We start from the raw sequence: 17,731 nt of genomic DNA on the forward strand, positions 1-17,731 counted from the left end.
GCCTAGTCGGCCGTGACGGCGGCCTCGTCGGCGCTGGCTTCCGCGAGCAATCTCTCCACGTCCACGCGGGTGGCGCGCGCCATCGGGCGCCCGTCCACGGGTGACGGCGGCGCCTGGCGCATGCCGTCCAGCGGGAACACCGTGAGTTCGATATCGGTGTCGTCCGGACCGCTAAAGGCGAGGAAGGGGATCCGTTGTTCGCGGCCTTGGCGGCTGCGGTAGCGGCGTTCCCCGCTCTCGCAGTGGATGCCCCGTTCGCCCAGTTCCAGGATCACCTCCTCCACTGTCTCCGCGAAGGCATGGAGATTGATCAGCGGCTGCGACTCGACAAGTCCCTGGAGCAAGGGGCCGACCAGGCGCGGCTCCAGATGCCGCAGGCGCTCCATCACGATCAGGGCGGCCTCCAGGCGTTCGCGGTAGGCGGCCCGGCTGGCGGGGCTGGCAAACAGCCGGCTGCGTTCGATGGCCGCGTCCTGGATCTCCAGGTTTCCGGGCATCTCGTGGCGGGCATCCACACCCAGGTGTTCGGCGGCCTTGCGCTTGGCGAGACCGAAGTCGCGAATGCCGTCGTCGAGCATGATCCGGGCGGCCTCCTGCGCCAGTTCCAGGCGCACGCGCGAAGGGCTGCCCATCAAAACACCAGTTCGGGTTGCTGGCTGTTGCCGCCGTTGCCCCCGTCACCGGGGATGACGTGCCCGCGTTCGGGGATCTGGTGCGGCAGCAACCACTGGTTAGTGGCGCCCGGGGCGTCGTCGCTGGGCGCGCGCTGGCCATTGGGAAGGATGGCGACGCGGACGAGATCGTCGGGACGTTCCAGCGGACGCTCCGGTTGGTCGGCCAGCACACTGCCCATAAAGCGGGTCCAGATCGGCAGGGCGGCGCGGCCGCCGCTCTCGCGCCGGCCCAGCTCGCGATTGTCGTCGAACCCGATCCACGCGGTCGCGACGAGGTCTGCGTTGAACCCCGCGAACCACGCATCCCGGTAGTCGTTGGTAGTGCCGGTCTTTCCGGCCAGGTCGGACCGGCCCAGTTCCATGGCCCGCCGCCCGGTTCCCGATGTGATGACGCTGCGCAGCATGTCACCCATCTGCCAGGCGATGCCCGGGTCCAGGACCGGAATCGGGTCGGTGTACTGCAGTGGCCCACTGCTGGCGACCAGCGGCAGGTCCTGACCCTTCGGGCTGGAACAGGGGGCCGGGCAGGCGCGTTCGGTGGCGGCTTCGTAGAGCACCTCGCCGTCCACGGTCTCGATCCGCGAGATGATCCACGGGCTGTTGAGGCGCCCGCCGCTGGCGAACACGCCATAGGCGTTGTTCAACTGCAGCGGGGTCAGCGTCCCCGTGCCCAGAACCATGGACAGGTTGTTCGGCTGCGTCTCGCGGCTGAGGCCGAAGCGGCCGAGTTCCTGGTGGACGTTGCCGGTGCCGAGCCGATCCAGCAGGCGGATGGACGCCAGGTTGCGGGAATTGGCGAGTGCCTCGCGCAGCGTCGTCTCGCCATGGAAGCGTCGGGTGTAGTTTTGCGGGCGCCATTCGGCCCCCAGGGCCGGATCATTGAACACCATCGGGGCGTCGACGACCGTCCCTTCCGGGCGGTGGCCTTCGCGCAGGGCCAGGGCATAGACCAGCGGCTTGAAGGCGGAGCCGGGCTGGCGCTGGGCCTGCGTCGTTCGATCGTAGCGGTTCTCGAAGAAGTCGAAGCCACCGGCCAGGGCTGTAATGGCCCCGTCCTCCGGCGCCTGGGCGATTACGGCGCCGGTCGCCTCGGGCTTCTGTGCCAGGCGCCAGCGCCCGTCGATATAAGGCCGGACGCGAATGACATCGCCCCGTTCGAATTCGGGGGAGTCCGCCCATTCGCGGTCTTCCGGCAGGATCTGCTGCTCGCCGATGCGACCACCGTCCACGTGCAGTACACCGTCGTCGTCCTGCTCCAGAACCACCGCCGGGAACAGCAGCCGACCATGTACGCCGATGGCCAGCAGCGCGCGTTCGCGCGCCTCGGCGTCTTCCATGGTCGCGGCCGGGACGCGCATCTCAGGGCCGCGAAAACCGTGACGTTCGTCATATTCCAGCAATCCTTCGCGCAGCGCCTGATTGGCGGCCTCCTGCTGGCGGGAGTCGATCGTGGTGTGTACCTGCAAGCCGCGGCGATAGGCATCGTCACCCCACAGGTTGACCACCATCTGGCGCGCCATCTCCGCCACCCAGTGGGCGTCGATCTCGGTGGCCGCGGTATGGCGTTCGGACAGCACGGGCCGGGACATCGCTGCCTCGAAGGCTTCTTCGTCGATGGCCCCGGTTTCCAGCATGCGGCGCAGCACATAGTTGCGGCGAATCTCCGCGCGCTCAGGGCTGGTGACCGGATTGGTGGTCGACGGTGCCTTCGGCAGGGCCGCCAGCGTGGCAATTTCGTCCAGCTCCAGTTCGTCCAGCGAGCGGCCGAAATATACCCGCGAGGCGGCTTCAATGCCGTAGGCGCGCTGCCCCAGGTAGATTTTGTTGAGGTAGAGCTCGAGGATCTCGTCCTTGGTCATCTCCTGTTCCAGGCGGATGGCCAGGAAGATCTCGCGCAACTTGCGTTCATAGGTGCGCTCGCGCGTCAGGAAAATATTGCGCGCGAGTTGCATGGTGATGGTGCTGCCGCCCTGGCTGCGTTCGCCGCCGGTGGAGATGACATTCAGCCCGGCTCGGGCGAGCCCCATGACATCGACCCCTGGATGGTCGTAGAAGCGCTCGTCTTCTGCCGCAATAAAGGCGTCGCGCACTTGTTGCGGGATTGCGTCGATCGCGACCGGAATGCGGCGTTCTTCGGCGAATTCTCCCATCAGGCGGCCGTCCGCGCTGCGTACCTGCAGTGGTGTCTGCAGACGCACGTCGCGCACGGCGTCGGCCTCGGGGAGGGTCGGCGCGTAATGGATATAGAGAGCGGCCAGTGCGATGGACAGGCCGACTCCGGCTGCCAGAATCAGGGCAAGCAGCGCCGTAGTAATCTTGAGGACCGGATTCATGACAGCAAAAAAAGTGAGGCCAAGGTAAGAAGTCGCTTTCAATGCGACTTGCAACCTTGAAGTCGCGGTGTATATTGTGAACCAGCTAGCATACGTGATTGTAACGCTACCAGTTACTTTCGTTGGGGTATACAGGGGGATGTGTGCTGAGTCTCGGAAAATCCAAACAAGGGGTCCTGGGCGTGGATATCAGCTCGGCAGCCGTCAAGGTGCTGGAGCTGGCGCGACAGGGTAAGGGGTACCGGGTCGAGGCCTTCGCGGTCGAACCCCTTCCTGACGGGGTTATGGTCGACAAGGTCTGTCAGGACACCGAAGCCGTGGGCAATGCCCTCGCCCGCGCGGTCAAGCGTTCCGGCACCCGGCTCAAGCACTGCGCGATGGCTGTTCCATCCTCCGCCGTGATCACCAAGACGATCCAGATGTCGGCCGCGCTGGGCGATGCGGAGCTCGAAGGCCAGGTCTTCGTGGAGGCCGACCAGTACATCCCCTATACCCTCGAGGAGGTCAACCTCGACTTCCAGGTCCTCGGCAAGAACGAGAAGAATCCGCAGATGGTGGACGTGCTGGTGGTCGCCTCGCGCCGCGAGAACGTCGATTCCCGCGTGGCCATCGCCGAGGCCGCCAAGCTTACCCCCGAGCTGGTGGATGTCGAGGCCTACGCCATCGAACACACCGCCGAACGCCTGATGGAGCAGGTCCCCGATCGCGAGAACAAGCCGATCGTCGCGGTCGTCGACGTGGGCTCGTCGGTCACCGCGGTCTACGTGGTCAGTCAGGACGAGGGCGTGGTCTATACCCGCGAGCAGAACTTCGGTGGCCGCATGCTCACCGAGGAGATCATGCGCCGCTACAGCATGAATTATCAGGAGGCCGGCGCGGCCAAGATGAGCGGGGACCTTCCCGCCGACTATACGAGCGCCATCCTCGAGCCGTTCAAGCAGACCATGGTGGACCAGATCCAGCGGCTGCTGCAGTACTTCTACGTGACCCGTCCGCAGGACACCATCGATCACATCCTGCTGGGTGGTGGTTGCGCGGCCATCCCGGGTGTGGACGAGCTGCTCGAGGAGGCCGCCGGGACGCCGGTATCCATCGCCAATCCGTTCCGCGGCATGGCCCTGGCCAAACGGGTGAACCAGGAACGCTTCGCGAATGATGCCCCGGCGCTGATGACGGCCTGTGGCCTGGCCATGCGGGGGTATGCGTCATGATTTACATCAACCTGCTTCCCTGGCGCGAGAAGGCCCGCGAACAGCGGCGCAAGCAGTTCTTCGCGGCCGTTGGTGGCGCGGCCGTGGTCGGTGTCCTGCTGGCGTTCGCCGGATACAGCTTCATGGGCTCGCTGATCGATCACCAGCAATCGCGCAATCAGATGCTGGAGAGCGAGATCCGCGAACTGGACCGTCAGATTGCCCGGATCCGCGATCTCGATGAACAGCGCGAGGCGCTGATCGCTCGCATGGAAGTCATCCAGACCCTGCAGGCGCGGCGCCCCGAAGCGGTCCACCTGTTCGATCAGCTCGTCGAGACCCTGCCCGATGGCACCTATCTCAACGAGGTTCGACAGGAGGACGAAAACGTCCGCCTGGTCGGGCGTTCCGAGTCCAACACCCGCATCTCCGCGCTGATGCGCCGGATCGACGCCTCGCCCTGGCTGGGCAGTTCCAACCTGCAGATCATCGAGACACGGGAAGAGGGCCGCCTCCAGGTCCGTGACTTCCGTCTGGATGCCACGCAGACCCGGCCGGATGCCGAAGAGGGGGATTCCTGATGGATCTGAAGGAACTCAACCAGATCGACTTCAACAACATCGGGGAGGCCTCCTGGGGCGTTAAGGGCCTGATCCTGGCCGTGATCGTCCTGGCCATCCTCGGCCTGTCGTATTACCTCTTCATCGGTGATCAACGCACGGAACTCGAGCGCGCGGAAAGCCGCGAGCTGCAGCTGCGGGACGAGTTCGAGGACAAGCAGGAACGCGCGGCCAACCTGCAGGCCTACGAGGACCAGCTCGAGGAGATGGAGCGCATGTTCGCCTCGCTGCTGGAGTTGCTGCCGAGCAGCGCCGAGATTCCCAGCCTGCTGGTGGACATCTCGCAGACCGGGCTGCAGGCCGGCCTCGAGATCGAACTGTTCGAGCCACGGGGCGAGAACCGCCGCGACTTCTACGCCGAAGTGCCGATCCGCCTTCGGGTCCGCGGCGATTACGAGGATCTCGCGGAGTTCGTCAGTGGGGTCTCGGCCCTGCCGCGCGTGGTCACCATGCACAACATGCACATCCGTCCCGGTGATTCCGACAACGACCTGCTGATGGACGCGGTCGCCCGAACCTACCGCTACCTGGAGGAGAACTGATGAAGCATTCTTCCATGCAGGCGGTGTGGCCCGGGCTGGCCATGATCCTGGCGGGCGGTTTCCTGTTATCCGGATGCGCCCAGGACAACCGGGATCTCCAGGAGTACATCGCCGAGGTCAAGGAGCGCCCCGGCAGCGGCATCGAGCCGATTCCGACCCTGGAGCCGCACGAGCCCTATCTCTATCCGGGGCATACCCGGTCGCCCTTTGATTCCTCGGTGATCGCCCAGCCGGAACTGGCCGCCGCCGAGGGCCAGCCGGGTGATGCGGAGATCGATCCCGATCGCCCGCGCGAGTTCCTCGAGGGCTTTCCGCTGGACTCCCTGCGCATGGTCGGCTCGCTGGAGCAGCACGGGGTGCGCTATGCCCTGGTCCGGACCCCGGATCGAGGGGTGCAGCGTGTCACTGCCGGCAATTACATGGGACAGAACCACGGGGAGATCGTGGAGATCACGCCGACGCAGATTCGTCTGGTCGAGATCGTGCCGGATGCCTTCGGCGGCCATGTGGAGCGCGAAAACTCCGTGGCGCTGACCGACTAGCGGTTTGGGGGAGAAGAACATGATGACGAGCATTCGCCGCAAGGTCGGCACAACCAACAGGGGATTCAACATGGGTTCTTCCATGCGCGCTTTCGCAGGGACGGTCATGGCCGGCCTGCTGTTCATGGTGTCCCAGGGGGTGGCTGCCACCGAACTGGAAGAGATCCGGGCCGGCAGCCTGAGCGGGGACCGGGTGCAGGTGAACCTGCGCTTCTCGGAGGCGCCGCCCTCCGATATCCGGGCCTTTGCGATCGATTCGCCCCCGCGCATTGCCCTGGACTTGCCCAACGTGGGGAATGCCCTGCCGAGTCGCGAGACGGACCTGAATGTCGGTCCGTTGCTGCGCGCCAGTTCGGTCGAAGCCGGCGACCGCACCCGCGTGGTCTTTAATCTGACCCAGGCCTCCGAGTACCAGACCCGGGTGGAGGGCAACAACCTGATCCTTACGCTGGGCCGCGGTGTATCCGAGGCGGATGCCCGTACCCAGCAGGTCGTGGATCGGGCCGGTGAGCCGACCACTACGACCCGCAGCGCGCGCCCCGTGGAGATCACGGGGATCGATTTCCGCCGTGGCGGCGAAGGCGAGGGCCGCGTCGAGGTGGATCTTTCCCGCTCTGGCGCCGAGATCAACGTGCGCGAACAGGCGGGCCGCATCGAGATGACCTTCCCGCGCGCGATGATCGACGAAGGCCTGGAGCGCCGACTCGATGTCGTCGACTTCGCCACTCCGGTTCACACCATCGATACCGTTTCGGAGCGTGACCGCGTGCGTATGGAGGTCGAGGCGCGTGGCGAATACGAGATCCTTTCCTATCAGAGTGATCGCCAGTTCGTCCTCGAGGTCGCGCCGATTTCCGAGGCGGAACGCCAGGCCCGCGCCCGCGAGGAGCGGGAATTCGAGGGCGAACGCCTGTCGCTGAATTTCCAGGACATCGAGGTGCGTTCCGTCCTGCAGCTGCTGGCGGACTTCACCGACCTGAACATCGTGGTCAGCGATACCGTGGACGGCAACATTACGCTGCGCCTGAACAACGTGCCGTGGGATCAGGCACTGGACGTCATTCTCCAGGCGCGAGGCTTGGACAAGCGAATGGACGGGAACGTCCTCTACGTCGCTCCCAGCGAGGAGATCGCGGCTCGTGAGAGGCTAGAGATGGAAGCTCAGCGCGATCGCCAAGAGTTGGAGCCCTTGCGCACTGAGTTCGTTCAGATCAACTTTGCTCAGGCCGAGCAGATCGCCTCCCTGATTCGGAGTGACGAAGGCGGTCAGTTCCTGTCCGAGCGCGGTAGTATCACCATCGACAGCCGGACGAACACTCTGCTTATTCAAGACACGCAGAGCCGTATTGAAGATGTTCGGCGGCTAGTGTCTACGTTGGACGTACCCGTTCAGCAGGTGTTGATCGAAACGCGTATTGTTATTGCCGAGGATAACTTTCAACGTGACCTTGGTGCGCGTTTCGGCATCAGTGGCACTCGTGGTACTGGAAGACGTACGGGCCTCGGCGTCGGAGGGTCTCTTGCTGGGGCGGACGTGGCGCGAGATGGAACCACTAGCGCCCTCGGAAGCCGTCTTTCGAATGAAAATGCCGCTCCTTACGGCGATTACAATTACGGCGAAGACTTCCTAATGGGGAATCGACTTAATAGCTCGCTTCCTGCGGGCCCCGATCGGGCTGCAGGAATCGGGTTCAGTATTCTCCGTAGTGGAGTCCTGCTTGACCTGGAACTCAGTGCGTTACAGGTCGAAGGGCGTGGTGAAGTGATCTCAAGCCCGCGAGTTGTCACGGCGAACGGGCAAACCGCGAGGATCGAGCAGGGGGAGCGGATTCCCTATCAGGAGGCAACCGGACAAGGTAATACGACTACCCAGTTCATTGATGCATTACTGAAAACCGAGGTTACCCCCCAGATCACCCCCAATGGCAATATCATCATGGATATCTTGGTTACGCGGAATAATCGGAGTAATGAACCTCCAGTTCAGGGGGTGCCTGGCATTTCGACGCGCGAGGTTGAAACGCAGGTGTTCGTTGGGAATGGCGAAACGGTGGTCCTTGGGGGTGTCTATGAAATCGAAAGTGCCGAAGCCTTGGAAAAAGTCCCGTTCTTTGGCGATATCCCATTCCTCGGTAATTTCTTCCGGAATCGATCGAACCAAAACAGCAAGGCAGAACTGCTGGTCTTTGTAACGCCACGCGTGATCGATTAACCGGCCATTGCTGGTCGTTTCAAAGCCGGGGCCTGTCCCCGGCTTTTCTTTGGCTGCCCCAGCCAGTAGCCTTGGCGTCCATGCAGAACATCGTACTGGTAGGCCCGATGGGGGCCGGCAAGAGCACAATCGGGCGTGGCCTCGCGGGGCTGCTGCGTCGGCCGTTCTTCGATACCGATCAGGAGATCCAGCGGCGTACCGGTGTGGATATCCCGACCATCTTCGAGTTCGAGGGGGAGGCGGGCTTTCGCAAGCGCGAGACGGCGATGCTGGAGTCGCTTCTGGAACAGGAGGGGGCGGTGATTGCCACCGGGGGCGGGATCGTCGAGCGCCCGGAAAACCGCGAGCTCCTGCGCGACGAGTTCGTGATCTACCTGCGGGTGCCGGTGGAGGAGCAGTTCCGGCGTACCCGGCGCAACCGGAAGCGCCCGCTGATCGCGGAGGCGGCAGACCCGAAGGCGCGCCTGCAGGAGCTTTTCGAGGCCCGCGACCCGCTGTACCAGGAAATCGCCAGCCTGACGCTCGAGGGCAAGGGGCGGCGGGTGCGCGACGCGGTCAAGGGCGTGTGTTCTGCCCTCCAGGTGCAGCGCCCCGACCTGTGCCAGCCCCGCTCCGACGGTTAGTCTTTATTTGGCTACAAAGCCACGTAATATAAAGCCGAAACAGGAAGATAGGAAGATTGGGAGTGGGGTAATGCCACTGGGATTGCCACCTCATTACTCAACGAGCAGTCCTTTCTGCCTTCCCAGCTTCCTGTGAATCTCCCTTGACCTTCGGACCCTGTGCGGGCGTTTGTGGTGAAGGCTGCTAATGGCGGGTGCTGCCGCCGCCGTTAGGGACGAATGTGCCGTCCTGGGACGGTGGCGAACGACGTCCGTGCGAGGCGTGGTGGAACAGGAGGCGCCAGCGATCGTCCAGCCAGCGCCAAGTCTGGCTGATCAGGATCGTACCGGTCGGGGCGACGTCGCCCGGGCGTGTGATCGCCTCCTCGATGACCACGCTGATGATCTCCCCGGTTTCGTGGCGCCCCACGATCTTCGGCTCGATGCCGATGTTGAGCTCGCGTGCGAAGACCAGCAGCCAGCTCTCCATGACCTCCGCCACGCCCCTGTGGGCGCGCGGGCTGCCCGGATGGATGCAGACGATATCCGGGCGCTCGCCCCACAGGCGCATCATCTGTTCGATGTCGGCGGCGCGGAAGGCGGCGTAGTAGTCCTCGACGCAGCGGTCAACGTCTCCCGGCATCAGTGCATTCCCCCGGTGGGCCATTCGGGTGTCGGCTCCGGGTCGGCACTGGCGTGGTGGAGCACCATGCGCCAACTGTCACCGACCTGACGGTAGCCATTGGTCGCCAGCATGACGCCACGGCGTTCGCCGTGGACGTACAGGTTCTCCCGCAGGACATGAACGACCAGGTCGTCACCCGGTATGGCGGTCACCTGGGTCCGGTGCACGATCACCCCGCGCATGCCCGGCAGGATGTCGTCCCAGCTCTCCAGGATCACGTCCGTTCCCTGCAGGCGCTCGCCACCGGGGTGGATGCATACGCACTCCGCACTGTCGTGCCAGATCTCGCGCATGCCCTGCGCGTCGCCTGCCTGAAAGGCTTCGTAGAAGGCGGCTTCCGTGGATTCGGGAGAGGGGAACGTGGCCATACGGGTCGGGCCTCCTGGGACGGGGTCTCCATTGTCGCAGGAGCATTCGCGGATGACGAATGCGGCGCCCACCCGTGGATGACGGATTCCGCGCGAACCGCCAGAATGACGCTCCTTGAACCAGGGAGCCCCTATGGCACGCATCCTCGCCACCGGTATTGTCACGCTGGACCACACCCTCGATGTCGAGGTCTACCCGGCCGAGGACGGCGAAGTCCGGGCGCTCGACAGCACCACGCAGCCCGGCGGGAATGCCACCAATACCGCGGCGATCCTCGCCCAGTTCGGACACCGGCCGGGCCTGGCCGCGGTGGTGGCCGCGGGCGCGGACGGGGATGCCCTGACCGAGCAGCTCAAGGCCCGCGGGCTGGATATTCGCCACTGCGTGCGGCGGCCGGGCGTGACGCCGACCTCGCACATCCTGCGCTCGCGGGCCACCGGCAGCCGCACGATCGTCCACCATCGCGATCTGCCCGAGCTCGCGGTCGCGGATCTCGCCGCCATCCCCTGGCCGGAATACGACTGGCTGCACTTCGAGGGGCGCAATCCGGAGGCCCTGGCGTCGATCCTGCGTGCCGCGCGGGACAGTATCTTCGATCAGCCGCTGTCCCTGGAGCTGGAGAAACCCCGTCCCGGGCTGGAAGCATGCCTGGATTACGCGGACGTCCTGATGCTCTCGCGTGACTGGGCCGCGAATATTGCGGACAGCCCCGAGGCGGCGCTGAAGCAACTGGCCGCGCGGTTTCCTGACCGCATCCTGACGGTTACCGCCGGCAGCGCCGGCGCGTGGATGGCTGCGCGCGGCGAGATCCACCATCGTGCGCCGACGCCCGGTCTCCGGGTGGTCGACAGCGTGGGGGCGGGGGATACCTTCAATGCCGGCCTGATCCATGCGCTGGTTTCCGGGGAACCACCGGAGCAGGCGTTGACCGCTGCCGTGCGCCTGGCCGAGCGCAAGCTTGTGCAGGTCGGCTTCGAGGGGTTGGCGGCGGAGGTTTCCGACCCGGGGGCGTGGCCGGGCTAGCGCCCCCAAGAAACTTGCATCGTCACCGGCGCGGTGACGTGACCCTGCGAGGGGGCGGGGTCAGGCCTCTTCGCCGAAGCGGTCGGCGACCAGCTCGGTCAGCGCGTCCAGGGCCTCGGATGCATCCTCGCCCTCGGCCTCGATGGTGATCTCGCTGCCCTGGGCGGCCGCCAGCATCATGACGCCCATGATGCTCTTGCCGTTGACCTCCTGCTGGTTGCGGGAGACGGTGACGTCCGCGGCGTACTGGCTGGCCAGGCTGACAAACTTGGCCGCTGCGCGCGCGTGCATCCCCAGGCGGTTAACGATGGGGACTACGCGCTGCGGCATCGCTGCACTCCTGATCGCAGAGAAGAATCCCGTCGTGCCCCCCGGAAAGGGCCTTGTTGACCAGTTCGGTCAGGGGAAGGTGCTGGTAGTTGAGCACGCGGATCAGCATCGGCAGGTTGATGCCGGCGATCACGCGCGCATTTGCGCCGCGGGCGACGCGGCTGGCCACGTTGGAAGGCGTGGAGCCGAACATGTCGGTCAGGATCAGGACCCCCGAACCGCTGTCCAGGGTGGTCAGGCGTTCGCGCGCACGGGTCAGGACCTCGTCCGGGTCGTCGTTCTGGGACATCGCCATGGACTCGCAGTCCTCGGGCAGACCCCCAAGCATGCTCTGCGCGGTCTGCAACAGGGTGTCGCCCAGATTTTGATGCGTGATCAGAATGAGACCAACGCCCATGGATCGGCTCCGATTGCGGGTTCCAGAAAGGCCTTTGCCCGCGTCCAGTGTTTACTGCTTGGCCAGCTCGCGGTGACGGATGCTAACAGTAACATGTTCCCGATCCTGCCACGCCCTCGCGAGGCGCTCGACCAGGTACACCGAGCGGTGCTGTCCGCCGGTGCAGCCGATGGATACGGTCACGTAACTGCGGTGGTCATCCACCAGGCGCGGCAGCCACTGCGACAGGAAGCCCTGCACGCTGTCGAACATGGCCGCGACCTCCGCGTGTCCCTCGAGGAAGTCGCATACCGGCTGGTCGCGACCGGTCAACCCGGCCAGCTCCCGTTCATAGTGCGGGTTGGGCAGGCAGCGCACATCGAACACGAAATCGGAGTCCAGGGGGGCCCCGTGCTTGAAGCCGAAGGACTGGAACAGCAGTGACAGTTCGTGCTCCCCGCGTTCGCCCATGCGATCGCGCAGGGTGCGGGCGAGATCGTGCATCGACAACCGCGAGGTGTCCACCGTCAGGTCGGCTTCCATGGCCACGTGGCCCAGCCACTCGCGTTCGCGGTCGATGGCCTCGACCAGCGGCACCCCGTCGCGCGCCAGCGGATGGCGCCGCCGGGTCAGATGGTAGCGTCGCAACAGGACCTCGCTGGAGGCCTGCAGGAACAGCACCTCCACCTGGATTTCCTCGGCCCGCAGCTGCGCGAGAAGGCCGGCGAATCCCTCCAGTGCCTCCAGTCCGCTGCGCACGTCCACACCGACGGCCAGGTGGCGATCGCCCTCGGTGTCATAGTGGCCCTGGCGTACCTGGTTGATCAGGTCCGGCAGCAGCGGCAGCGGGAGGTTGTCGACGCAGAAATAGCCGGCATCCTCCAGGGTGTGCAGGGCTACGGTCTTGCCCGACCCGGAGAGACCGCTGACGATCAGCAGACGCATGACGGGATCAGCCCTCCGGGTCCGGGTTGGGAACCGTGGTGGCGGGTACCGCACGGTGATAGGGCGGTTCCTCCGCCTCGCCGGTCATCTGGCGTCGCTGGCGGGCGCGCAGGTCGTCGCCGGCGATGTAGCCCTGCATGTGCAGCATGTGGTTGCGCACGGCGGCCTCGATCATTACCGCGATGTTGCGACCCGGTGCCACCGGGAGGCTGATCAGCGGGATCCGCAGGCCGAGGATGTCGATCTCGCCGCGGCGCCCGTTGAGCCGGTCGTCGGGGACCGGCGAGGGTTCGCCGTGATCGCGGAGGTCGATAATCAGCCGCAGGTACTTGCCACCCTTGATCGCCGAGTCGCCGTACATCGCGCGGATGTTCAGGACCCCGAGCCCGCGCACCTCGAGCAGATCCTGGAGCAGGGCCGGGCAGTGGCCGCGCACGATGTCGGGCGCAATGCGCGCGAATTCGGGGGCATCGTCGGCGATCAGGCGATGCCCGCGCGAGATCAATTCCAGCGCCACCTCGCTCTTGCCGACGCTGGAGGCGCCGCTGATCAGCACCCCGATGCCGAGGATCTCCATGAATACGCCATGGCGTACCTCGAAATGGGCCAGGCGCTGCTGCAGGAAATAGCGCAGCAGCGAGATGATCTCGTGGCTGCTGGTGCTGGAGCACAGGATCAGCGGCAACGCCTCCTGCGGGGCGTCCGGCATCTCCGAGAACGGGCAGGTGTCCTCGGCGAAGATCACCGCGGTGGTCCCGGTGCGGGCCATTTCCAGGATCAGGTCGTTGCGCTGGCTGTCGCTGAGGTTGGCGATGTAGCGGGCTTCGAAGTCCCCGATGACCTGGATGCGGTTGGGCCGGATGAGGTTGAGGTGACCGGCCAGGGGCAGGTCATCACCGTCCTCGCCGACCAGCTTGCGGTCGCCGGCGGCATGTTCGCCGTGGACAAAGCGCAGGTCCAGGCGATGGCCCATCGCCTGAATCAGGCTCTCCACATTGATGTCGCGGGCGATCCCGCCTTCGCCCAGCGCCTCGTTCATGGTGCGGGCCGGTGCGGACTGATAGCGGGGCGGGGTGCGGGCTGCACGGGATCAGTCCTCGCGGAAGCGGCGGACGAGTTCCTGTTCCAGGCTGGCGGCATCCCCGGCCCGGCGCAGCGCGGCAATGGTGTCCGGCTGCGAAAGGCCCCGAGCGAGCTGGGCCAGCAGGTCGAGGTGCTCGCTGGTGGCGGCCTCCGGGACCAGCAGGGCAATCAGGATGTCCACTGGCTCGTGGTCCATGGCGTCGAAATCGACGCCGTTCCCCAGGCGCAGTACGGCCACCCGGGGCGCCTCGAGATCGGCCAGGCGGCCATGGGGAATCGCGACCCCGTGGCCCAGCCCGGTAGAGCCCAGCTTTTCGCGCGCCGACAGGGCCTCGAAGATCGCGCCGCTACCCGGTCCGCCGGCATCATCGCCAGCGGCGAGGAGTTCGGCCAGGGTCTCGAGGGCCCGCTTCTGACTGGAACACTCGGGCTCCAGCCGGATGCGCTCGGCGGTGATCAGCTCGGCAATGCCCATGGATCAGGAAGCCTGCTCGCGGTTGCGCTGGGCGCCCTCGGCGCGGTGATGGTCCTTGACCTTCTCCTTGTGCTTGATCAGCTGGCGGTCAACCTTGTCGATCAGGGCATCGATCGCGGCATACATGTCCTCATGCGAGGCCTCGGCATGGATGTGGTTGCCGCTGACCTGGAGGTTTGCCTCGGCCTTGTTGTGCTGGTTCTGGGTCTTCTCGTGGGTCAGCACGACGTGGACGTCGATGACCTTGTCGAAGTGGCGCTCCAGCTTCGTGAACTTCTCGTTGACGTAGTCGCGCAGGGCATCGGTGAGGTCCACGTGGTGGCCGGTCAGGTTGATCTGCATGGTCAGGACTCCTTGGTTACTTGTTGCCGGTGGGCATCGAGGCCATCTGCCGGCGTTCGCTGGATGAAGGGATGTGCATCGCCTCGCGGTACTTGGCCACGGTGCGACGCGCCACGTTGATGCCCCGGTCCGCCAGCACCTGGGCGAGCCGGGCATCGCTGAGCGGTTTGTTCGGGGGTTCGTCGTCGATCAATTCGCGAATCATGGCACGGATGGCGGTGGCGGAACACTCGCCGCCATCGTTGGTGCCGACGTGGCTGGAAAAGAAATACTTGAACTCGAAAACCCCGCGCGGGGTGTGCATGTATTTCTGGGTCGTCACCCGGGAGATGGTCGATTCGTGCATCTCCAGGATCTCGGCGATATCGCGCAGGATCAGCGGCTGCATCGCGACCTCGCCGTGCTCCAGAAAGCCCTGCTGGCGATGAACGATGGCCTCGGCGACCCGCAGGAGGGTGTCGTTGCGGCTGTGCAGGCTCTTCAGGAACCAGCGCGCCTCCTGCAGCTGGTCGCGCATAAAGGCGCTGTCGCGGGCATCCGAAACCTGGCGCACCATGCCGGCGTAGAGGTCGTTGATGCGGATGCGCGGGGCGATCTCCGGATTCAGCTCCACGCGCCAGCCCTCGGGGGTATGCCGCACGTAGACATCCGGTACCACGTATTCGGAAGTGGCGGAGCTGATCTGTGCGCCGGGGCGCGGATTCAGGGTGCGGATCAGGTCCAGTGCGCGCGCCAGTTCGTCCGGGTCGCGCACCCCGGACTGGCGTTGCAGGGCCTTGTAATCGCGCTTGCCGAGGCTGTCCATGCCGTGTTCCAGGATCGCCCGTGCAGCGTCGCGGGCCGGGGCGTCCGGGGCCAGTTCGCGCAGCTGGATCTCCAGGCATTCGCGCAGATCGCGCGCGCCCACGCCCAGCGGGTCGCATTGCTGAATCCAGTGGAGCACTGCCTCGACCTCGTCGACGCCGACGGTTTCATCCTCGCCTCGGCTGATGGTCTCGGCCAGGGTGTCGAGGTCGCCCTCGAGATAGCCGTCGGGGCTGATGGCGTCGATCAGGGCCGCCCCGATGCGCTGGTCGCGCGGCGTCAGGTGGCTGAGGTGCAGCTGCCATAGCAGGTGGTCCTGCAGGCCCTCGCCGTCGTCGTCGCTCGTGTTTTCGAGCGGGTCGCGGTCGTCCACGCCCTTGGGGGCGGGGGCCGGCTCGTAGATGTCGTCCCAGCGGCTGTCGGTGGTGAGTTCCTCGGGGATCACGTCATCGCTGGTAGTGGTGGCCTCCATGCGATCGCCTTCCACCAGCTCGCCATCGTGGTTCAGGCGCTCGGTGTCGGCCTCGGACTCTTCGTCCTCGACCTGTTCGAGCATGGGGTTGCTCTCCAGTGCCTGCTGGATTTCTACCTGGAGCTCGAGCGTGGACAGCTGCAACAGGCGGATCGCCTGCTGCAGTTGCGGGGTCATGGTGAGCGTCTGACCCAGCTGCAGATTCAGGCCGGGTTTCAGCATCGGGTATTCGGGTCGAGGGTGACCATAAGGAGATCTTAAATCCTGCCTCGTGTCTTGTGCACCGGCCTGAATGCTGTGCGTGCCGGTATCACAGGCGGAAGTGCTCGCCGAGATAGACCCGGCGTACCTGGGGATCGGCCAGCAGCTCGTCCGGTGTACCGGCGGCGAGCAGGCGTCCCTCGCTCAGAATATAGGCCCTGTGGCAGATGCCGAGGGTCTCGCGCACGTTGTGATCGGAGATCAGTACGCCGATCCCGCGCTGGGCGAGATGCCGGATCACGTCCTGGATGTCGCCCACCGAGATCGGATCCACCCCGGCGAAGGGCTCGTCCAGGCAGATGAACTGCGGATCCCCGGCCAGGGCGCGGGCGATCTCGGCGCGGCGGCGTTCGCCGCCGGACAGCGCGATGCCGGGGCTGTGGCGCACGGTCTCGAGCTGGAACTCCTCGATCAGCGCATCGCCAATGCGGCGGCGCTCGTGGCGATCAAGTCCGGGGCGCAGTTCCAGCACGGCCTGGAGGTTGTCCCACACGCTCAGGCGGCGAAAGATCGAGGCCTCCTGCGGCAGGTAGCCCAGGCCGGCCCGGGCGCGCACGTGGATGGGGGCGCGGGTGATGTCGCGCTCGCCCAGGGTGATGCGTCCGGCGTTGGGGCGGATCAGCCCGACCAGGCTGTAGAAGCAGGTGGTCTTGCCGGCCCCGTTCGGGCCCAGCAGGCCGACCACCTCGCCGGGCGCGAGGTCGACGTCCACCTGGTCCAGCACCGTGCGCTGGCCATAGCGCTTGGTCAGTTCGCGCCCGATCAGGCGGTCGCGGGCCTCCGCTGGTGCTGCAGCCGGGCTGGGGGCGGTGGCGTTCATTCGTCGTCGCGCGGCTGGATGGTGATGCGTACGCGTTCGCCGTCACCCTCGCCGCGCTCGGCCTCGATCACGTCGGTCGTCAGGTCATAGGTGATGCGCTTGCCGCGCGCCTCTTCGCTGGCGGTAACCACATGGGCCTGGTCGGTGAGGATCATGCGGTCCTCGTTCAGCAGGTAGTCGATGCGCAGCGCTGTGGCAATGCGCATCTCCCCGGTTTCCGGATCGGGTGATTCCAGGCGAGCCGGCTCGCCGTGGGCCTCCATCTCGTAGGGGCGGCGATCGCGGGTGCGCACGTAGACCTTGTCGGCCTCCAGGGTCATGTCGCCACGGATCACGATCACGTCACCGGTGTAGGTACCCAGCCCCTGGCGTTCGTCCATCTCCGCGTGGTCGGCGGTGATCTCCACCGGCAGTGCCGGCCCCGAGCCCTGCTGGGCCATCGCCGGGATGGCCGGGAGGCCGGCCAGCAGGGCCGCCGCCAGGAGGCGCGGGAGCCGGCGGCTATGGGGATTCGGGGTCATGCGCGGGATCCTCCTCGCTCGTCTCGCTGTAGAGCGAGTAGACGTCATGGAATAGCTCTATGGTATCCGCTCGCGAGTCCACGCGCAGGCCGGTGCCGCGCTGGAACAGGCCCGGCTGGTTCAGGGTGGAGAGGAAATCCGAGGTGGCGACCATGGTGTCCGTGGCGATGCGCACGTCGTGCGAGTCGATCACGGTCTGTACGCGCTCGCCTCGGGCCGGCTGGACGCCATGGGTGGGGCCGACCAGATCCAGGGTCTCGTCGCCCGGGCGGTGCAGCGCGGCCGGGGCGGTCCAGCGCCACTCGATGCCGCCGTCGGCGAACAGGTCGAGGTCCGGATCGTCTACCCACTGGGGGCCGTCGCGGCCGAACTCGCGCAGGCGGGTGCCCTGCAGGCGATGGGTCTGTTCCCCGTCTTCGCCGGTGGCATGCAGGGTGAACCCGTCGATCTGCAGCGTGACCTCGCCCTCGGGTGGGTTCACCTCTGCCGCGGCTGCTGCCATGAGCACGA

At 65.9% G+C, this 17,731-nt stretch carries 21 protein-coding genes; 7 read left to right on the forward strand and 14 right to left on the reverse strand.

Translation table 11 applies throughout. The annotated features are described in order from the left end of the window. Window positions 1-2: 2 nt before the first annotated feature. Window positions 3-632: a hypothetical protein gene (locus F817_RS0111535; protein WP_024327794.1), complete on the reverse strand. Its 630-nt coding sequence runs from the start codon at window positions 630-632 to the stop codon at window positions 3-5. Continuing rightward, window positions 632-3,007 (reverse strand): penicillin-binding protein 1A, encoded by a 2,376-nt coding sequence (locus F817_RS0111540; RefSeq protein WP_024327795.1) that lies wholly within the window; start codon window positions 3,005-3,007, stop codon window positions 632-634. The genes F817_RS0111535 and F817_RS0111540 overlap by 1 nt, the downstream gene beginning before the upstream one ends. A 143-nt stretch (window positions 3,008-3,150) precedes the next feature. Between F817_RS0111540 and F817_RS0111545 the strand changes: the two genes are divergently transcribed. The 6 genes from F817_RS0111545 to F817_RS0111570 all read left to right on the forward strand — a co-directional run bounded on the left by F817_RS0111545 (window position 3,151) and on the right by F817_RS0111570 (window position 8,736). Further along, a complete protein-coding gene (locus tag F817_RS0111545) occupies window positions 3,151-4,218 on the forward strand; it encodes a pilus assembly protein PilM (RefSeq protein ID WP_024327796.1) in 1,068 nt (355 codons plus the stop codon). After that, the gene (locus tag F817_RS0111550) at window positions 4,215-4,778 is read left to right on the forward strand and encodes a PilN domain-containing protein (protein ID WP_024327797.1); all 564 of its coding nucleotides are present in this window, start codon (window positions 4,215-4,217) and stop codon (window positions 4,776-4,778) included. The genes F817_RS0111545 and F817_RS0111550 overlap by 4 nt, the downstream gene beginning before the upstream one ends. After that, complete coding sequence (locus F817_RS0111555) at window positions 4,778-5,359, forward strand: type 4a pilus biogenesis protein PilO (protein ID WP_024327798.1); 582 nt, start codon at window positions 4,778-4,780, stop codon at window positions 5,357-5,359. The genes F817_RS0111550 and F817_RS0111555 overlap by 1 nt, the downstream gene beginning before the upstream one ends. Then, on the forward strand, window positions 5,359-5,901 hold the full coding sequence (locus tag F817_RS0111560) for a pilus assembly protein PilP (protein WP_024327799.1): 543 nt from the start codon (window positions 5,359-5,361) through the stop codon (window positions 5,899-5,901). The genes F817_RS0111555 and F817_RS0111560 overlap by 1 nt, the downstream gene beginning before the upstream one ends. A 19-nt stretch (window positions 5,902-5,920) precedes the next feature. Beyond that, the gene (pilQ, locus tag F817_RS0111565) at window positions 5,921-8,113 is read left to right on the forward strand and encodes a type IV pilus secretin PilQ (protein WP_024327800.1); all 2,193 of its coding nucleotides are present in this window, start codon (window positions 5,921-5,923) and stop codon (window positions 8,111-8,113) included. A gap of 80 nt (window positions 8,114-8,193) precedes the next feature. Further along, on the forward strand, window positions 8,194-8,736 hold the full coding sequence (locus F817_RS0111570) for a shikimate kinase (RefSeq protein WP_029681118.1): 543 nt from the start codon (window positions 8,194-8,196) through the stop codon (window positions 8,734-8,736). A gap of 184 nt (window positions 8,737-8,920) precedes the next feature. Here the strand turns inward: F817_RS0111570 and F817_RS0111575 are convergent, their stop codons facing one another. Further along, entirely contained in the window at window positions 8,921-9,382 is a 462-nt protein-coding gene (locus tag F817_RS0111575; RefSeq protein WP_024327802.1) for a nuclear transport factor 2 family protein, read from the reverse strand. Further along, the gene (locus F817_RS0111580; protein ID WP_024327803.1) at window positions 9,358-9,768 is read right to left on the reverse strand and encodes a nuclear transport factor 2 family protein; all 411 of its coding nucleotides are present in this window, start codon (window positions 9,766-9,768) and stop codon (window positions 9,358-9,360) included. The genes F817_RS0111575 and F817_RS0111580 overlap by 25 nt, the downstream gene beginning before the upstream one ends. Before the next feature lie 133 nt (window positions 9,769-9,901). On the opposite strand from F817_RS0111580, the gene F817_RS0111585 reads away from it, so the two are divergent. Beyond that, on the forward strand, window positions 9,902-10,792 hold the full coding sequence (locus F817_RS0111585) for a PfkB family carbohydrate kinase (protein WP_024327804.1): 891 nt from the start codon (window positions 9,902-9,904) through the stop codon (window positions 10,790-10,792). A gap of 60 nt (window positions 10,793-10,852) precedes the next feature. On the opposite strand, the gene F817_RS0111590 is transcribed toward F817_RS0111585, so the two are convergent. The 10 genes from F817_RS0111590 to lptC form a co-directional block, all read right to left on the reverse strand. Then, window positions 10,853-11,122 carry an HPr family phosphocarrier protein gene (locus tag F817_RS0111590; protein WP_024327805.1) on the reverse strand — a complete coding sequence of 90 codons (270 nt, stop codon included), beginning with the start codon at window positions 11,120-11,122 and terminating at the stop codon, window positions 10,853-10,855. Next, window positions 11,094-11,519, reverse strand: a complete 426-nt coding sequence (locus F817_RS0111595; protein ID WP_024327806.1) for a PTS sugar transporter subunit IIA — start codon at window positions 11,517-11,519, stop codon at window positions 11,094-11,096. Before F817_RS0111595 ends, F817_RS0111590 begins: the two co-directional genes overlap by 29 nt. 51 nt (window positions 11,520-11,570) lie before the next feature. Then, window positions 11,571-12,443: an RNase adapter RapZ gene (gene rapZ, locus F817_RS0111600; RefSeq protein ID WP_024327807.1), complete on the reverse strand. Its 873-nt coding sequence runs from the start codon at window positions 12,441-12,443 to the stop codon at window positions 11,571-11,573. Between the two features lie 7 nt (window positions 12,444-12,450). Continuing rightward, entirely contained in the window at window positions 12,451-13,482 is a 1,032-nt protein-coding gene (gene hprK, locus F817_RS0111605; protein ID WP_024327808.1) for an HPr(Ser) kinase/phosphatase, read from the reverse strand. A gap of 51 nt (window positions 13,483-13,533) precedes the next feature. Next, a complete protein-coding gene (locus tag F817_RS0111610) occupies window positions 13,534-14,001 on the reverse strand; it encodes a PTS sugar transporter subunit IIA (RefSeq protein WP_024327809.1) in 468 nt (155 codons plus the stop codon). 3 nt (window positions 14,002-14,004) lie between these two features. Next, the gene (gene hpf, locus F817_RS0111615; protein WP_024327810.1) at window positions 14,005-14,343 is read right to left on the reverse strand and encodes a ribosome hibernation-promoting factor, HPF/YfiA family; all 339 of its coding nucleotides are present in this window, start codon (window positions 14,341-14,343) and stop codon (window positions 14,005-14,007) included. A gap of 16 nt (window positions 14,344-14,359) precedes the next feature. Next, complete coding sequence (locus F817_RS0111620; protein WP_024327811.1) at window positions 14,360-15,841, reverse strand: RNA polymerase factor sigma-54; 1,482 nt, start codon at window positions 15,839-15,841, stop codon at window positions 14,360-14,362. A gap of 88 nt (window positions 15,842-15,929) precedes the next feature. Beyond that, window positions 15,930-16,700, reverse strand: a complete 771-nt coding sequence (gene lptB, locus F817_RS0111625) for an LPS export ABC transporter ATP-binding protein (RefSeq protein ID WP_024327812.1) — start codon at window positions 16,698-16,700, stop codon at window positions 15,930-15,932. Beyond that, window positions 16,697-17,221 carry a lipopolysaccharide transport periplasmic protein LptA gene (gene lptA / locus F817_RS0111630; RefSeq protein ID WP_024327813.1) on the reverse strand — a complete coding sequence of 175 codons (525 nt, stop codon included), beginning with the start codon at window positions 17,219-17,221 and terminating at the stop codon, window positions 16,697-16,699. The genes lptB and lptA overlap by 4 nt, the downstream gene beginning before the upstream one ends. Continuing rightward, window positions 17,202-17,723 carry an LPS export ABC transporter periplasmic protein LptC gene (gene lptC / locus F817_RS0111635; RefSeq protein WP_029681119.1) on the reverse strand — a complete coding sequence of 174 codons (522 nt, stop codon included), beginning with the start codon at window positions 17,721-17,723 and terminating at the stop codon, window positions 17,202-17,204. The genes lptA and lptC overlap by 20 nt, the downstream gene beginning before the upstream one ends. Window positions 17,724-17,731 lie beyond the last annotated feature (8 nt).

Source organism: Thioalkalivibrio sp. AKL19 (assembly GCF_000420165.1).
Taxonomy (GTDB): Bacteria; Pseudomonadota; Gammaproteobacteria; order Ectothiorhodospirales; family Ectothiorhodospiraceae; genus Thioalkalivibrio.

Excerpts from the sequence above, each read along its gene's own strand:
- F817_RS0111535 (WP_024327794.1), bottom strand. The coding sequence starts at position 632 with ATGGGCAGCCCTTCGCGCGTGCGCCTGGAACTGGCGCAGGAGGCCGCC.
- F817_RS0111540 (WP_024327795.1), bottom strand. The coding sequence starts at position 3,007 with ATGAATCCGGTCCTCAAGATTACTACGGCGCTGCTTGCCCTGATTCTG.
- F817_RS0111550 (WP_024327797.1), top strand. The coding sequence starts at position 4,215 with ATGATTTACATCAACCTGCTTCCCTGGCGCGAGAAGGCCCGCGAACAG.
- F817_RS0111555 (WP_024327798.1), top strand. The coding sequence starts at position 4,778 with ATGGATCTGAAGGAACTCAACCAGATCGACTTCAACAACATCGGGGAG.
- F817_RS0111560 (WP_024327799.1), top strand. The coding sequence starts at position 5,359 with ATGAAGCATTCTTCCATGCAGGCGGTGTGGCCCGGGCTGGCCATGATC.
- pilQ (WP_024327800.1), top strand. The coding sequence starts at position 5,921 with ATGATGACGAGCATTCGCCGCAAGGTCGGCACAACCAACAGGGGATTC.
- F817_RS0111570 (WP_029681118.1), top strand. The coding sequence starts at position 8,194 with ATGCAGAACATCGTACTGGTAGGCCCGATGGGGGCCGGCAAGAGCACA.
- F817_RS0111575 (WP_024327802.1), bottom strand. The coding sequence starts at position 9,382 with ATGGCCCACCGGGGGAATGCACTGATGCCGGGAGACGTTGACCGCTGC.
- F817_RS0111580 (WP_024327803.1), bottom strand. The coding sequence starts at position 9,768 with ATGGCCACGTTCCCCTCTCCCGAATCCACGGAAGCCGCCTTCTACGAA.
- F817_RS0111585 (WP_024327804.1), top strand. The coding sequence starts at position 9,902 with ATGGCACGCATCCTCGCCACCGGTATTGTCACGCTGGACCACACCCTC.
- F817_RS0111590 (WP_024327805.1), bottom strand. The coding sequence starts at position 11,122 with ATGCCGCAGCGCGTAGTCCCCATCGTTAACCGCCTGGGGATGCACGCG.
- F817_RS0111595 (WP_024327806.1), bottom strand. The coding sequence starts at position 11,519 with ATGGGCGTTGGTCTCATTCTGATCACGCATCAAAATCTGGGCGACACC.
- rapZ (WP_024327807.1), bottom strand. The coding sequence starts at position 12,443 with ATGCGTCTGCTGATCGTCAGCGGTCTCTCCGGGTCGGGCAAGACCGTA.
- hprK (WP_024327808.1), bottom strand. The coding sequence starts at position 13,482 with ATGAACGAGGCGCTGGGCGAAGGCGGGATCGCCCGCGACATCAATGTG.
- F817_RS0111610 (WP_024327809.1), bottom strand. The coding sequence starts at position 14,001 with ATGGGCATTGCCGAGCTGATCACCGCCGAGCGCATCCGGCTGGAGCCC.
- hpf (WP_024327810.1), bottom strand. The coding sequence starts at position 14,343 with ATGCAGATCAACCTGACCGGCCACCACGTGGACCTCACCGATGCCCTG.
- F817_RS0111620 (WP_024327811.1), bottom strand. The coding sequence starts at position 15,841 with ATGCTGAAACCCGGCCTGAATCTGCAGCTGGGTCAGACGCTCACCATG.
- lptB (WP_024327812.1), bottom strand. The coding sequence starts at position 16,700 with ATGAACGCCACCGCCCCCAGCCCGGCTGCAGCACCAGCGGAGGCCCGC.
- lptA (WP_024327813.1), bottom strand. The coding sequence starts at position 17,221 with ATGACCCCGAATCCCCATAGCCGCCGGCTCCCGCGCCTCCTGGCGGCG.
- lptC (WP_029681119.1), bottom strand. The coding sequence starts at position 17,723 with ATGGCAGCAGCCGCGGCAGAGGTGAACCCACCCGAGGGCGAGGTCACG.